This window comes from Alteromonas sp. KUL42 (assembly GCF_006538325.1).
Classification (GTDB): domain Bacteria; phylum Pseudomonadota; class Gammaproteobacteria; order Enterobacterales; family Alteromonadaceae; genus Alteromonas.
Genome location: NZ_BJKK01000021.1, coordinates 17071 through 31923, shown reverse-complemented (window position 1 = coordinate 31923; position 14853 = coordinate 17071). Strand labels below are relative to the sequence as shown.

Below are 14853 nucleotides of genomic sequence, written 5' to 3'. Positions count from 1 at the left end.
ACTTCCTTAATTGATAGTAATAATATTTTTAAATTGTAAAGGGGCCAGTGAGAGGCCCAAGCCAGTAACACCACCAAAGACGATGAAAAGTAACCATAGAACAACTAATACCCCATAAAGCATCGTATCTAGTCGTTTTTTAGCAACTGTACCGCTGTCTCTGCTGGCAGCTAAAATCGCTTTAATTTTTGTATGTTCTCCTTCTTGCCTTGCAACGCCACTCAATCGCTGAAATATCTCTGCGTTAAGGAGTCCAACGTTCAAATAATCAGCAACAGAACCCGTAGAGCTTCCGGTCTTTATGCTGATCATTTGATAATACTTTTGCTCATATGGAGTCGCAGATTTCATCAGAGTCTTTACAGCGGCTCCCAAAGGCATGCCAACGCTCGATAACAACCCAATACGCTGAACGATCCCCATAGCGACAAACTCTTTATGAATTGAATAAGGAAATATTTTGTCAAATGCATCTCGTGACGGGAGAAATCCCCACTGACTCACGTAATGATTTTTTGTGATCTTATAAAATATGTATAACACGAAGAGTAGATATACAACTGGCAACAGATATGTAGTAACTCCTCGTGCTAGATTAATCGTTGTGCCAGGAATTCCACTTAACAGTTCAAGGTTAATTCCCATTTCTTTTGCTTTCGGAATGCCAATGTAGTCGAGCAAAACAAGAATTGAGAAAGTTAAAAGCAGTAATATAGATGGATAGACAAGCCTCTTAACACCACCTTTGAAAACAGCGCTCCGCTCGTCTTCTTGTTTGATGAAATTTTCAAACAATAACGTAATACTTTGAGTCTCTTCCCCAACACGGAATAAAGAAACTAAATCTTGACTGAATATTCCTTTCATCCCTTCAGATACTGTCAAACCATTAACTAAGGCTTTCTCAATCGAAACAGACGCTCTATATGGAAAACTTCGCTTTTTACCCAAACGCAAAGCAGCTGTCTTCATCTCTCTAACAGCATCCAACAAGTTCGCACCGTCCTTTACCCACTGGTCAAAATCAATCAAATACTGGACTTGTTGCTTACGTGGGCTCCTGAATGCCATCAACATTGCCTTGTAAGCATCATCAAAGAAAACACGTACACCCAATCTGTCACCAAAATTGACGAGAATATTCACCATAGGGCCAACAAATGGAGTCGAATTAAGCTTGCTCATTCAGAACCTCCTCTCCGGCAGCCTTTTCTAATGAAGGACTCTGATAATGCTCTAAATGCACATCAACTTTCTTGAAAAAGGGAACGCTATCTGCGCAATCGTTGTAGCAAACTTTCCGTTCGGTAGATAATTCTAACGCTCGCAAAGCTTGCGTTTTGAACCCTTTCGAAAGAAGGTACTTCCTCCACTCCAGCCATGCTTTATTTTCAATAAAACGCGCATCGTCTTCATCAGGAACAAGAAGTTCCGCTACCGCTATACGCCCATCAACATATCCACTATTACAATGCTCACATCCCTCTTTGTTTCTTATGAAAACTGTCCTTCCATGCTTTTCAACAGGTGAGCTGCAACGACTACACATATTTTTCATAAGTCGCTGCGACATAATCCCTAAAAACAAATCTGTATTACTCAACTCCTTTGGACTTATGCCTAATTCACACAATCTATCAAAGCTAGTAATAGAGTCATTAGTGTGAAGCGTCGACAACATGACACAACCTACACGAGCATGCCCAAGTACATCTTCCGCGACTTCCGGTGTACGAATTTCAGATACATTAATGAAGTCAGGATCTTGTCTTAATGACGCATGAAGTAACGCTTCTAAGGTAGATGCCTCATCTTTGTTATCTACTTGAATCGCATGTATATTAGGATGCTCATAGTCGAATTCAATTGGGTCTTCGATAGACAATCCGCTTTTCGTATATGGTATCCCTTCCATTAGCGCTTTTATTAAAGTACTTTTTCCTGAACCAACTTTGCCTGTACCTATAAATATTCCATACGGTTCATTTAATATTCCCTTAAGTTGTTCCTGCATACTTTTTTCATATGAGAGAGATGAAAGATCACTGTGCTTTCGCTGCCTTCTTTGAATACGAAGTGTCGCTTTGTACCCAAGCCTATCGGAACTTCCTGTTCGATTGAGACGCAAGCGAACGCCTTCTTTAACCTTGATACCTGTATCCGGATTTCTAACATCTACTTCAATGTCAATGGGAAGGTTTATCTGACGACTATCACTTTCATACCCCCTAAAACCTGGTGCATATTGCTGGAGTACAGCCGACAACATTTCACGAGACTCAACTTTGTTCAGCCCCTTTTCTTTCTTCATTTCCCCGTCTATGCGGAGCGCTATTCGCCCACTAATGGAATCAACCCACCAATGTATATCTGATGCACCACTTTCGATTGCATCTGCCACTAGCGCCTTAAATTGTGAAATAGCAGTGGTTTCTGTCACTTCAACATTCTTGGCTGAAGAATCATTGTTTTTTATCTCTCTGGCATCTCGCAAGAAACTTTCTAATGTTTCTTTTCTTCCAACACAGCGAGATATATGTACAAAACGATGATTAACATCCAGCTTGTTATGTATGTTCTGCAACTGAGTTGCAAAATGCTCTGCTGTGGCAGCTGTAGATAAAATCATCGCCTTTTCTTTCTCATTCTTACCGCATAAGACGATCAAATAACGTGTATTAAGATTTTTAGCATCACCACTTCCAAAGTAGCTCAAACACTCAGAAGCTAAGGGCGAAAATACAGACCAGCCATCGTTTTTGAGGCTTTGATAATTGACTTCATCAACCGTATGAGACGCGTTCATCATAGTTATGTACCCACTACATTACATTGATAGTACGTTCATCAGTACCATCACTAATGACAACGTATTTTTCATCGATATGTGTTACGACTAAACTCCCTTTAAACTTCTGACCACTCTTTACCTTGAAGGAATACTTTCCTTCAACATCAGTAATTACTGCATAAAATCCAGAATCGTCGCCCACAATTCCCTTTAGAACGATGTCATTTAGCAACGATTGTTCTGTCTCTACTTCCCCCATAACGATTCGCTGTGCGATACTTTCATCTGTAACAAAACTATCTTTTCTGCCCTCTTCTTCATTTACTCCATCAAGCTCTCTTATAAGCTTTTCATTTTCTCTACCACGTAAAAAAAGTTCTGTTGTATCTGCATATAGCTTTGCATTCTGAAGAGAGACATTAAGTGTTTTAAACTCTTCTGCGACCACTTTTTCAGTAATTGTAGGGAGACTGTTTACATACTTTGCATATGCATCTTCCGAGGTTTGCGTTACATTTGCTCTCGGTGGCGGCTGCTTTGTATAGTTATGAACAATTTCAGTTCCATCACTTTTCGTACCCATGTGAGAAAATCCGTTTGGTACAACAAGTGAATTACTTTCAGATGCTGTAACGCCACCAAGATCAACTTCTAGATACCAAATACCAAACGCACTAACTGAAAATAAAACCAACATAACCAATAAAACATTTACTAAAGCATTCTTCTTTTTCATCTAGCTATTCTCTTCTTCTGAAATACCTACTACCGTAAAGCGTATCTCACCTTTAATTTCACCATTTGGCGAAACATCATATGAACACGGTCTACCATCACAGTAGCTGTAATAAATTGGGTAAGGTGCCGGATAACCGTCTACGACAGCAGCAACTCGCATCAACTCATGAGGTGACGCGACTTTCATCTTTACGCCCATGACCTGAGATGACCAATGCCTGTTAACCGTTTTTCCCATAATCTCTACACCTGCGAATGGTGTGACACCGGCTAACGTATCAACGATATTTACTGTTACGTCATCTAAGTCATATCGTCTAACCTCTTCCTCAGACTGAAAAATAGGCTCATGGACAATGCCAGCAACAAGCTCAACAGCACCATTCTGCGTTACAACCGCCATACCGTACTTTTGGGCGAACTTATAAACCTCTCGCAAGGTAGACAGATGAGTTATTTTTATTACGCTATATCGAATTGATTCATGTTCATGAGTGACTTTGTATAATGCCCATTGCTTGAGCTCTGATTTGATCAGTTTATGAATGGAATAGTCTTGAACCAGCCGTGACGATAGCGCTGATTTCGATGTTAACTGCGTTGTAAAATCACTGAATTCATCAATCAGTTGAACTCTTTCAACAAGCTTTTTGGTTTCAAAAAAGCCGTTTGTCCAAAGAAACAACATCAATGCAATAAACGCGACTACGCTAGCAGTCAGCTTTTGGGTTTTAGAGTCCGATAACGTCCTAAACGCTGCATCAACATCAACAAATTCATAGACTTCATTTGGAGATAATGACGATATATCTAAACTGTCAAACAAACTACTTGAAAGCTCAGAGCAACTACCCTCTTCTCCAGTGATAATCTCAATGTATTCCAGTATTGTCGTCGCATGTTCGAGGCCGTAATGCTCTACATCATAGACAACACTAGATGAGTGACCATTTAGACCAATGAGGAGTCTTAGTGAATCGACCAACCCCTGTTGCTCTTGAATTATTCTGTCTTCAATAAGGTTGCCATTTTTTACATGAACGAATACATAACCTTCTTGGCGGCTTTCAATATATAGGTAATTTTTAGATGAGCGAACAACCGTAAGAGTCCGACCAAAGTCAATACCTTCATAAATACTAAACGCGCAATGACCGTCTTTAAGACATACATATTTCGCATGATAGGATTTCGCATGCTCCTGTAACCACGCTCTTACCGCACCAGAATTAAATTTTTCGCGGTAAGGACTTATAACCCACAGAAAAGATTTGTTACTTGGTTTAACACTCTGCATAGCACTTACCTATAACTCGGGCGAATGATACGAGGTGTAACCAATATTAATGTTTCGCTCTGCTCTTCATTTGAAGCTCTTGAACCACCTAATAACCATGAAAGAGGGCCAGCATCTTCGCTCAAATACTCAGACTTATTGCTAACGTTGCTAGCAATCAATATTGTTTCCCCACTTTGAGCAGAGAAGTTTATTACAGAGTTATATTTGTTCGTTCGTGGGGTTTGCACACGGGAATCACCAGATTCGAAAACATCTTTCGAAACGAGATCGCTTTGACGAATATCAAGCTGAACAAATACGCGGTCACTACGATCCATAATTGTTGGAACAACGGTAATCTCTGTTCCTAGAGACAAGACGCTAGTAGATATGTTGTTCACGGCCCCAGCTTGGTTAATACCGCCACCGGATGACGTTGCTACAGCCTCATCCTGTCCTCTTACCAATTTTGCAGCTTTGTTGTGCGCACTGATGAGTGTAGGTCTATCTAAAATAGTTGTTGTACCAGAGCGATTCAGCGCCTCAATGATCGCCTCACTTCCACTCCAATCTCCACTTAACACGTTCGCGCCCAACGACACCGGATTAAAATCACTGAGTAGAGATGTTGCAAAAGGTGTATTCAAACTCAATGATGTGCTTGCCGAGCCTACATTGATATTGTTTTTTATAAGCTCAAGATTAAGTGAGCCCTTTGCTCCATCTGTATTCCTATGTTCTAAAAACTGAAAATCGAAAACAACCTGAGTCATAGTGGCTTCTTCTAACGCCCTAACATAACTCTTGATTTGCTTAACGACATGAGGGTATGCCTTAACCATCATGACAGACGATGAACGGTCAAATGAAACGAAAGCTTCACTTACATCACCAATCATTGTCTTAAGATTCTTTTCCATAGATGACCAAGCATCTAACTGCTCATTGTCCCCTGTAGTTGTCTCAACATAACTATCATTTTGAACTAACTGCAAAGGCATCTGAGTAGCGCCAAACCCACCAAAGCTTTGCTGTTGCTGCTGCTCATTATCCCTATCTCGCTCCCCAATTCTGAAACTATGAATTGAGGAAGGAACACTCACACGGAAGAAATCCGTCTCAAACTCACTCCACGTAACTAAATCACCATCAACACTAAACGCCAAACCAGTAAGCACAGACATCTTCTCAAGTGCATTGCCGATTTTTCCACTAAACACAAAGGGGAACTTTTTGTCTTTAACGCTCGCACTTTCAATCTTACCAAGCACGTTATGATCGCTTTGGAGAATAGCCATAATTTCATTCAAACTAGTTTCTTTAAATGAAAATGACTTAGTTAAGTAGTACCAATCGGGATACGTAATATCGTCATGGTGTGGAGGAACAAAGTATTTATTTGTTACCGCACCATTTGAATATTCACGCTTCTTAGGAATATTCCGATACGCATTATCAAAAAGTCGCTTCGCCTCGTTTTTATATTCTACTTGTTTCTCGCCGCTCAATGTTTCAAGCACATTTGAAGCGCACCCTGCGATGATGAGAATCGACGCGAGTAAAATTGTATATTTAATCATCTTGTTTTTATCTCTTTGGCTTTCTGTAGACGAACTCAACAACATTTGTATGGATATACCACTCAATGCCTTTTGGTGGGGTTCCGTATGAGCTAGTTATACTGTTCAAGAGCTCTTCGATTGACTCTGCCTCAATCGCACTATTGCCATACCATTCGTGATTGCCCTCATAGTTACCCCAAAAAACATCTTTACCAGGGAGGTATTTATTAACTACAGCCTCTAATTGGGGTTTTAATAACCCATCTTTCAAAGCAGCACAGTAAACCTCACGCAAGTCATGTTCACGAACCGGACATTCATCCACATTAGTCTTAATGTTCAACCCTCTCTCTTCCATCAAAGGCTGATTATCCAGACGCTTCATTGTAATCACCGGCCCATTCTGCTTTGCAAAAAGCGCTGATGCATTCAGCATCAAAATTAGGAATACAAGATATTTCATAACTCGATTAAAACTCCTTTCTCAACGACATCTGCTGACACATGATATTCGCTGGACTCTCCGACATAGAGACTCAACCACTCATTGACTAACTGAGTAATTTCCATCTCTGTTAACATTTCTCTATCACCAACAACTAATGTCATCTCAAAACTGAATGATCTAACCAATACTCCATTACCGTCCTTTAATTCCGGACTACCTAATAGCCTCCAGCCAAACTTTTGAACCAACTTTCCTAACTGTTCAACGGGGGTAATATCACTTGGAACAACAACAGTAAGTCTCGATACATCACGCTCTAGACCTCTCACCAATTCTTCTGAGAAAAGTTTTCCTATTGAAAGATCCAATGTCTTTGCTTGAACAGTTGAAAGTATGTCGTTGACATCCTCACTTTCACTCAACGTGAACACTTCCACATACCCAGAATCTTCTCGATGGTTTGTGTAACGATATGCAACGTAAAGATTTTTCGAATCACCCACTGCGCCTACTATTTTTTCAGCACGACGCATCGCTAGTTCTGAATTACTTTCATGCGCATTAACAACGATGAGAGCGGAGCTATCACCAACAATATTTTTCCAGCCCACTACATTATTAAATTGCGTTGAATCATCTTGAAAAGAGATGACACCGCTTGGCTCTCGCTCTCTCGAATGAAACCTATTATCTGTTGCTTCACACCCAAAAAGAGCAAGCAAAACGAATAAATAAAGACACTTCATGTGTTCACCTCTTAATCAATGAATCACATTTTACTGACAAAAAACGTTATTTTTTTCGGCAAAAAAATATTCTTTGAAAGAGGTAATTAGTGCAGTTTAGAGGAAGGAATAAATTACTTAGATTTATATCAAGACTGATATATAAAGCTTTTTTGGCATGGGTCGTTCAACAACAGGGACTTTTCGCGCAGCGAAATCGGTGAATAACTGACGGGACAGTTTAGGGACAATCCTAATGGACTTGACCACAATCTGTCCCGTCAGTTATTTTCCCCTAGCCCACAATTGTCACTCCCAAACAATAGTAAAGACACACATTTCTACATGAAGAATTTTTTAATAGATTACGCAACGTCAGCAAACCCTCTTGCTCTATCCAACTCTTGGCCCATATATATCGCTGCATCAAGTTCGGATATATTGTGCTCTTTCATCACTGATGCCCTTGCTAACTTTTCATCAGGGTCTGACATCGCCAAAGCTAGTATTATTGAAGGGGGAATATTTCTAAATACTTGATTGTTAATCTTCTTATTCGCGCACATAATAAAACCCTCCGTGTACTTTCTCGGGTCTTTAGTGACACTGGATAAAATAGCTTTTTGATCATCTGTTAGGCGCTTAAACCGAGCAATGTCATCGTCTTCGCCTTCAGGTACTAGAAGTACTTCCCACCATTCGGCCAGTTTAAGCAATGCTCCTGCCTCATCTGAAAAGTCTTTAATATTCTGTGTAGCAATCCAATACCAACAGCCTAGCTTACGCATCATCTTAACGATTTTAACAATAGCTGGAACTAATATGTCTGATGCTTTTGATGTTTTGCTAACAACGTTGTGTCCTTCATCTGTAATCACGATGATTGGTCTACCCGAGTACTGATTAACTTCCGCTAGATCTGTTACTGAATTAAGTACTGATGCGTATGCAACTGCCAACTCAGCTTCCTTTCCTGCCTTAACGGTATCCCCCAAATCAATATGTGTTATATCAACATTAGGGAACAACTCACCGTAACCATTGAATAGTTTCCCAGCAAGCCCAAGAGTGAAGTTATTCATACCTTCACCCATATCATAAGCACGTTCTAAATGCTTTTCCCTCATCCGCTTATCTGATTCCATCAAACGTTTCATTTCTTCCGCAACATCAGAAACCAAAGGATGAGGTTTACCTTCTTCACTACACCGTTTTGCTGCGTTAAGAATAGCTCGACGGATAAATGACTGATCAGCAGGTGTTAATTTATTATTCTCTTCAGCGTTACCGCCTGTCACAATAATACGGGTCATTAACTCCATTTCACCCAAGTAATCTTTTTCGCCATCATCATCATCAATACCAAAATTTACCAAGTCGTCTGGGGGGGGAGTTGACGCATGCGGAATTGAATCTACTTCGGCATAGGTATCAGCCACAACGTCTCTCGGATCATTTATCGCTTCTTCTATGTCTTGTTCTGCGGCTAGGGCTTTATAAGCGTTAGCATAGGGAGGAAGAATAGATTTACTACGTGAATCTAATTTAATTTGATTAGTGGATTTACCAAGCCTCTCTAAATACTCGACTGCAAGCTTAAGAGAGTCACCTTTCTCGATAATAAACACTTGCGCATTATATTGGGCGACATATTGAAATAACTCCTCCACCAACTTAACTGATTTTCCAGCTCCACTCCCCCCAATTATTACCTTGTGCGAATTCGACAACCTATCTCCAATCGAGTCAAACGACATTACCTCCCCACCCCGATTGAATTGCATTTGGACTGGACTTCCTGAACCCTTACCTCGCCCCAGCAAAGGAAAATAATTAGCTACGTGCTGAAGAGACGCTTTTAATGTCGTAGACCTAATTTTGTTAAGTTCAGGTCGATAGTTACCTGGTAACATCCTAAAATAATTATCGCAGGCTTTTATGTCGTACTTATCTTCGACAATTTGTAGTTGAACACTCGCAGCTGCTGTTTTTACTTTGTTTCCTGTTCTACGTAAATCACCATCTGTTTTAGCACGAACATAAAATCCCATTTCAACTGGTAACAAGGTTTGCCCTCTTAGCAGCAGCTCCTTAACGTGAGCTGCTTCTTCTCGCGCTTCACTTGCAATCGCACCATCACCCACTGCGGCCTTTTCAATTTGGCCAATGTCTTTTTCAACATCATCTTTACTCACAAATGTGATCTTCATGGCAAACGTAGTACCACTAGGAAGTTTGTCGAATAACGATGTTCCATCTGTCGGGCTACTGAAAACACCAATCTTAGGAGCGCCACGTATTAAGGCAACGGGGAGATAACGATGCAAAACATCATCGAACTCCCAAACTCCTTTACTTACATCCGATTTAGGAGGAGTAATAGTCAGCATGCCAGAAAAATCTCTTCCTGCCGGTACATCTTCATCACCTGGATAGGGAAACAAATCAAGAGCCGCTTCGGTGTCACCATTTGTCACTTCAGGGTTAGGATTAAACCATCTGAACATCCAGTCGTAATACCCTTTCCCATCCATGTTTTTGATATCGACACCTGTCCCACCAATATCTTTAATTGAATGAACTAGCCGATCTCTTATGATGTTTAATTCTTCTATGGGTGATTCATCTAACTTAATCTTTCGATTTCTCTTACGATAAATGAACATTCTTCCAATTGTCTCTTTACCGCCAAATGGTAACTTGGTAACTTGCTCATCAATGAATATTCCCTTTTCTCCTGCCATACCTTTTAAGTGACGCTCATACATTTCATCAAGCGTTCTTTTAACGCCATCATGAACCGTACTACGACTTCTCGACTCAAAGCTTTTAAAAGCACCAACCGCTTTATCTAGACTATATGTGTTTGAAAAGAATACTTCGACAACCCAAGGGTTATTGCTTTCTTGAGGTACAGTGTCTCGTAACACTCGCATCATCTCATCACGCAACATTGCTTTGGTGTTTATTGGGAAACCTTCTGTATTAATAGTATTAATTTCAAATGCCGCCGCAACGCTGTGACAGTCATGCATCAAAAACATCTGCTCTGACGATATATATTCGATAAAAGGAAGGCGATCAGTAAATGATGAAGGTTGCTGGTATTGTGCTCTGATATCAGCACTAGTAACCATATCTCGTGGAGATGTATCATGTATTCTAAATGCATCTAGAAAACTATCTGCTTTCTCATTTATAAGGGTAAATAAACTCACTAATACCCTCCTACCTGATAGTGGACACGTTCATACATACTGAATTTTTTTACCAACTCCGGACTGACAGAACCATCTCGACTTCGATGTGGAAATACGACCATATTAAGCTCTGGATTTGGCAAACGTAGATCATCTTGGAAATCAATTCGTTCTTCCTCATGATATGAGTCAATTATTCCAAACTGGTAACGGGCCTTCTCAATCCTCGATCCATAAAGGCCACTTTTATGCTTTTCATGCATCTCAAGCATGGTGGGTTTACCTTCATGGTCGAATATATTGGTATCTGAAGAAGCGCATCCAACAAGACCACTAACCACTAATATCATTATTAGTTTTTGCTTGTTTAGCACGGTATTCCTCCAACTCTTTATCAAAATCGTCATTAATTAACTTACGACCATTTGGGTCATAGTCGATATTTAATTGGGTAGTCATGTTAATTACATATTCACCGGCAGGAGCGACAACAATATCCCTAACATTCGCGTATCTCTGTGCTATTACGCTATTGATAGACTCCAAACCTCCACTAATACCACTACCAGCTGCAAGTTCTAACTGACTACCAGTAAACGCTTGTGCAATGCCGTTAGGCGATGATTGAACATCAAACTGCGCATTACTCAAAGCTTGGCCAGCACTGGCAACACTAGCTAAACTCCCAGCTACAGTCGCGTATTCCTTTAACGTACTGTGCTTTTCACCTCTAATACAAGGTGTCCCGTATTTATCGCTTAAATAACCAATCGCGCCATTCGCGTCTTTATTGCCCATTGGTTTTACGGGTGTTATTACCGCTATCGCACCATCATTGAAAACAAACGTGGCGCTTGTAATTTTTCCCTCTACACATCCAGTAGACCACTCACCTACAGCAAAGCCTGTAAAACGCATTAACGCTATATCGGGCATATACACACCGGACGTAGCCAAGTTCTCTTGACCTAACTCAACTTTAAACTGAAAAGGGGACGAAACCCCCCCATCAGAAGGTGTTACACCGATTAGAGAATTCAGAGCAACCGCGCCAAAAAAAATGGCATCTGCATCAATTGTTGCGTACTGTATTAATCTCTCCCTTCTTTTTTCTCGATCACTTTTTAACGGCTCACTTTCAAAAGGTAAGTTAACTTTAGCTTCTTCCAAAAATCCTGTGATACCACCTTGTTCAGTTTCATTCTCACCTTCAGGTAGTATCCAACTGACCTCTCCGTCTGGGGCATAATCCCCCTGTACATGATAGTCATAGCCCTCTAGCCCAATTGTTCCTTTATTGCCGCTACGTGATTCTTGAGCCCCACTAAAATTAAGAATTGCTTCGTCAGCAGAACCATCCACCGTCATGTTCTTGCTACCCAACGAACCTTCACTCTGCTTTGCTAGCAAGCTGTTCAGCTTCGTTTCTAACATCTCTGGAGTAACGTACATACCTTCATCATGTGGCAATACTTCACCACCTTTACCTGTTTTTTTAAGTAACTCCACTTCATTTTCTAAGCTTCTATACTCTTTATTCATTTCTTCCAGTTTGGTATTTGCCTCTGTCAAACGGGCAAAAACTTCTTTCACATCACTTGTCAATTGACCAGGTTCACTCCCTGCACTAGGCCCTTGCCCATCAGCTGTGCTTTTTGCTCTTTGGGAGCCAGTTTCTTTACCACTAGGCTCAATGTCATCCGTAAATAAATATGAAGAGCCAACAATTAGAAGAAAAAAACTACCAATAATCGCAGTAAGTTTAAGTACCGGTGATGTTGTTAATTTCTCAGACATCTACCACCCCACTTTAATATTTTCAGCTAGCGGCCCCTCTGTAATCACATAGACAACAGAGTGATTATCGTTTTTGTCGACGCCTAAGTACTTATGCTGCGCAACGACACCATAAGCGTTCAATCGTGGATAAAACTTCATTAATCCTTTTTTATCAAGACTGTAATTAGTGATGGAACTTTTATTCACTACTTTCAACGCAGTTAACGTCCATTTTCCCCCTTCATAAGCAACCAATGGTGATACTTCTAAACCGTCGCCTTCGTGAATAAAATCAATACGCTCGGGAAGTGAAAGAACTGTACGTCTAGCTCCTAATAAGGGCTCTATTGCGTAATCAGGGGCGTAAAGATTTTGGGATACAAAGCGCGTCAAATGAATTGGAGTGATCTCTTCTGAAAAACCGCCTCCACCTTGAACACTAACTTTTGCACCTTGAGGGATAATACGGATGTCTTCAGCATCGCCTTGGTCATCCGTTACATAGACTAGAAGAACATATGTCTTTTTTGACTCTCTTCCTTTCGCAACTAAACGAAAGCGTCGATCTGTTTTGTTAATGGCGGTTAGATACAACGTGTTTCCAATGTTTTGGGTACGAATCACCTTTTGAAATGATGATGTCACGCCTAACGCAACAGGTTCATCAAAAACCACCTTTTTATCAGTGTTTTTAGCAAAAGGAACTTTGACGACAATATCACTGCCTTCCCCACCTTCTACAAACAATGTAGAAGAAGATGGTGTTGAGAATATAAGTAAAAGAAAAAACATCATCGGCCTTCTACACATGTTTTTTCTCCAATATATAGCGTTGATATTCGCCCATTATTTTCATCTGATACGGATTAATGTTTCGAGGCACTAAAGATGCATTAACAGAGAAGAAATACCTTCTCTCTTCGTCAAAGATGGTCGTTCCACTAATTACATCTCTAATACGCAAAACAGCTTCGACCTCAAAATTATTTTTCCCTATGCGTTTCACCGAAAATTTAGGATTTCCGGTTTCATTAACAACGAACTCTACAGACCTAATACGATTGCGATAGCTCCCTTCGTTATTCTGAAGTTCATTTAACTTATCAATACGATATTGCTCTGAAAGATAATGCTTGAACTGAGAAAGCTTTTTCTTATACTCCGCAGCCCCGTTAACGCGCCAATTGTTAAGATTCCCAAATATAAGAAAAGCAAAATTAAACGCTTCTACTTCAGGGACTACACCGACCTTGGAACTTCCTCCGACATCAATATTTGGTGGTGTCCAAAACGTCCAATCACGGGGCGCATTAGATACTTGCATATGAGCTTGAACGACTAATATACAGAGCATCGCAATAACGATTGTGAGCCACCGTATCACCTTATTTTTCTCATCAATGATACGTTCTGAACTAGTTTTCACTTTGATTACCTCTATTCACCGATACATAGAGCGAATCTGTTGTTCTCCCTATTGTCATGTCTTCATCGAATAAATAAAAACCTTGCTTGTTAGCGACCTTGCCTAACCACTTAATTGCAATTTTCTTTAGTTTAAACGTCATATAGCCACGAGGTTTGTTGTGCTTCATAGCTCTAACACTTTTAGTCAGCATAACCGCAGCTAAAACCCAAAACGCAAGAGCACCCAGAAGCCCAGCTATCCAATGCCATAAAATACCGAGGATAAGTCCACTTAATACCCCGATAACCAAACCTATTGCGACACACATAAGTAACTCAAATTGGGTTAATCCTTTGATAACTTCAGGTTCATCGTTTACAAAAGTAGGTACAAATTGGTCGGTGTAATCGGACTCATCCATCTCAATAATTCACTTAACTATCTGGGAAATTAACGTAAGCAAACCCTATAATCACAATGATTATTGCTAACAAGAATATCGAAACCCCCACTTTCATGAACATCTCACTGAGATCTAACTTTTGCTGCTGCCACTCACGAAACGCAGTTAATGCAGATGCAACTGATTGAATAAATGCAAAACCTGTTAACGCTAACAAAAACAGACCAACGAGACCTCCGATTATATATGCTCCAAAATCCCATAGGTTTGAATCACCAGCTTCCTCAGTGAGGTCATCGGTGAGAGGTAAAACAGCAGAATCTTGCGCAAACACTTGCACATTCACAAACAACATCAACAGCAATGCGTTCGCTTTTACGAACATTTTCTTAAACATAAAAATCACTCCAACTTTCATAAAACAATCAAACAATGCCAAAAAGCACTAAAACAACTGCATAAAAAACAAATCCTCTAATAAGATAATTTGTCAACTCATCTAATGAGATACTACCCTTTG

14 protein-coding genes are annotated in these 14853 nt (G+C 40.3%); all 14 read right to left on the bottom strand.

From position 1 onward, the window contains the following. Positions 1-6: 6 nt before the first annotated feature. Positions 7-1185, bottom strand: a complete 1179-nt coding sequence (locus tag EYR97_RS19295; protein WP_131095464.1) for a hypothetical protein — start codon at positions 1183-1185, stop codon at positions 7-9. Next, on the bottom strand, positions 1172-2809 hold the full coding sequence (locus EYR97_RS19290) for a GspE/PulE family protein (RefSeq protein ID WP_131095463.1): 1638 nt from the start codon (positions 2807-2809) through the stop codon (positions 1172-1174). Before EYR97_RS19290 ends, EYR97_RS19295 begins: the two co-directional genes overlap by 14 nt. 13 nt (positions 2810-2822) lie before the next feature. Next, entirely contained in the window at positions 2823-3527 is a 705-nt protein-coding gene (locus EYR97_RS19285; protein WP_131095462.1) for a hypothetical protein, read from the bottom strand. Further along, the gene (locus tag EYR97_RS19280) at positions 3528-4826 is read right to left on the bottom strand and encodes a hypothetical protein (RefSeq protein ID WP_131095461.1); all 1299 of its coding nucleotides are present in this window, start codon (positions 4824-4826) and stop codon (positions 3528-3530) included. A gap of 5 nt (positions 4827-4831) precedes the next feature. Then, positions 4832-6388 carry a FecR domain-containing protein gene (locus EYR97_RS19275; RefSeq protein ID WP_165478109.1) on the bottom strand — a complete coding sequence of 519 codons (1557 nt, stop codon included), beginning with the start codon at positions 6386-6388 and terminating at the stop codon, positions 4832-4834. Positions 6389-6395: 7 nt separating this feature from the next. Continuing rightward, positions 6396-6833, bottom strand: coding sequence for a hypothetical protein (locus EYR97_RS19270; protein WP_131095459.1), 438 nt, complete (start codon positions 6831-6833; stop codon positions 6396-6398). Then, positions 6830-7564 carry a hypothetical protein gene (locus EYR97_RS19265; protein WP_131095458.1) on the bottom strand — a complete coding sequence of 245 codons (735 nt, stop codon included), beginning with the start codon at positions 7562-7564 and terminating at the stop codon, positions 6830-6832. Before EYR97_RS19265 ends, EYR97_RS19270 begins: the two co-directional genes overlap by 4 nt. A 344-nt stretch (positions 7565-7908) precedes the next feature. Next, complete coding sequence (locus EYR97_RS19260; RefSeq protein ID WP_131095457.1) at positions 7909-10761, bottom strand: conjugative transfer ATPase; 2853 nt, start codon at positions 10759-10761, stop codon at positions 7909-7911. Further along, positions 10761-11117 carry a hypothetical protein gene (locus EYR97_RS19255; RefSeq protein ID WP_131095456.1) on the bottom strand — a complete coding sequence of 119 codons (357 nt, stop codon included), beginning with the start codon at positions 11115-11117 and terminating at the stop codon, positions 10761-10763. The genes EYR97_RS19260 and EYR97_RS19255 overlap by 1 nt, the downstream gene beginning before the upstream one ends. After that, the gene (locus EYR97_RS19250) at positions 11077-12540 is read right to left on the bottom strand and encodes a hypothetical protein (RefSeq protein ID WP_131095455.1); all 1464 of its coding nucleotides are present in this window, start codon (positions 12538-12540) and stop codon (positions 11077-11079) included. The genes EYR97_RS19255 and EYR97_RS19250 overlap by 41 nt, the downstream gene beginning before the upstream one ends. After that, positions 12541-13317 carry a DUF3438 family protein gene (locus tag EYR97_RS19245; protein WP_165478108.1) on the bottom strand — a complete coding sequence of 259 codons (777 nt, stop codon included), beginning with the start codon at positions 13315-13317 and terminating at the stop codon, positions 12541-12543. A gap of 7 nt (positions 13318-13324) precedes the next feature. Further along, positions 13325-13948: a DUF2895 family protein gene (locus EYR97_RS19240; RefSeq protein ID WP_165478107.1), complete on the bottom strand. Its 624-nt coding sequence runs from the start codon at positions 13946-13948 to the stop codon at positions 13325-13327. After that, on the bottom strand, positions 13938-14351 hold the full coding sequence (locus EYR97_RS19235) for a DUF3487 family protein (protein WP_131095452.1): 414 nt from the start codon (positions 14349-14351) through the stop codon (positions 13938-13940). Before EYR97_RS19235 ends, EYR97_RS19240 begins: the two co-directional genes overlap by 11 nt. Before the next feature lie 13 nt (positions 14352-14364). Further along, complete coding sequence (locus tag EYR97_RS19230) at positions 14365-14730, bottom strand: hypothetical protein (protein ID WP_131095451.1); 366 nt, start codon at positions 14728-14730, stop codon at positions 14365-14367. Between the last annotated feature and the right edge of the window lie 123 nt (positions 14731-14853).

Bases quoted from the DNA above. Each gene is read 5' to 3' on its own strand.
- EYR97_RS19295 (WP_131095464.1), bottom strand. From the start codon at position 1,185: ATGAGCAAGCTTAATTCGACTCCATTTGTTGGCCCTATGGTGAATATT.
- EYR97_RS19265 (WP_131095458.1), bottom strand. From the start codon at position 7,564: ATGAAGTGTCTTTATTTATTCGTTTTGCTTGCTCTTTTTGGGTGTGAA.
- EYR97_RS19270 (WP_131095459.1), bottom strand. From the start codon at position 6,833: ATGAAATATCTTGTATTCCTAATTTTGATGCTGAATGCATCAGCGCTT.
- EYR97_RS19235 (WP_131095452.1), bottom strand. From the start codon at position 14,351: ATGGATGAGTCCGATTACACCGACCAATTTGTACCTACTTTTGTAAAC.
- EYR97_RS19285 (WP_131095462.1), bottom strand. From the start codon at position 3,527: ATGAAAAAGAAGAATGCTTTAGTAAATGTTTTATTGGTTATGTTGGTT.
- EYR97_RS19290 (WP_131095463.1), bottom strand. From the start codon at position 2,809: ATGATGAACGCGTCTCATACGGTTGATGAAGTCAATTATCAAAGCCTC.
- EYR97_RS19280 (WP_131095461.1), bottom strand. From the start codon at position 4,826: ATGCAGAGTGTTAAACCAAGTAACAAATCTTTTCTGTGGGTTATAAGT.
- EYR97_RS19230 (WP_131095451.1), bottom strand. From the start codon at position 14,730: ATGTTTAAGAAAATGTTCGTAAAAGCGAACGCATTGCTGTTGATGTTG.
- EYR97_RS19275 (WP_165478109.1), bottom strand. From the start codon at position 6,388: ATGATTAAATATACAATTTTACTCGCGTCGATTCTCATCATCGCAGGG.
- EYR97_RS19250 (WP_131095455.1), bottom strand. From the start codon at position 12,540: ATGTCTGAGAAATTAACAACATCACCGGTACTTAAACTTACTGCGATT.
- EYR97_RS19245 (WP_165478108.1), bottom strand. From the start codon at position 13,317: ATGATGTTTTTTCTTTTACTTATATTCTCAACACCATCTTCTTCTACA.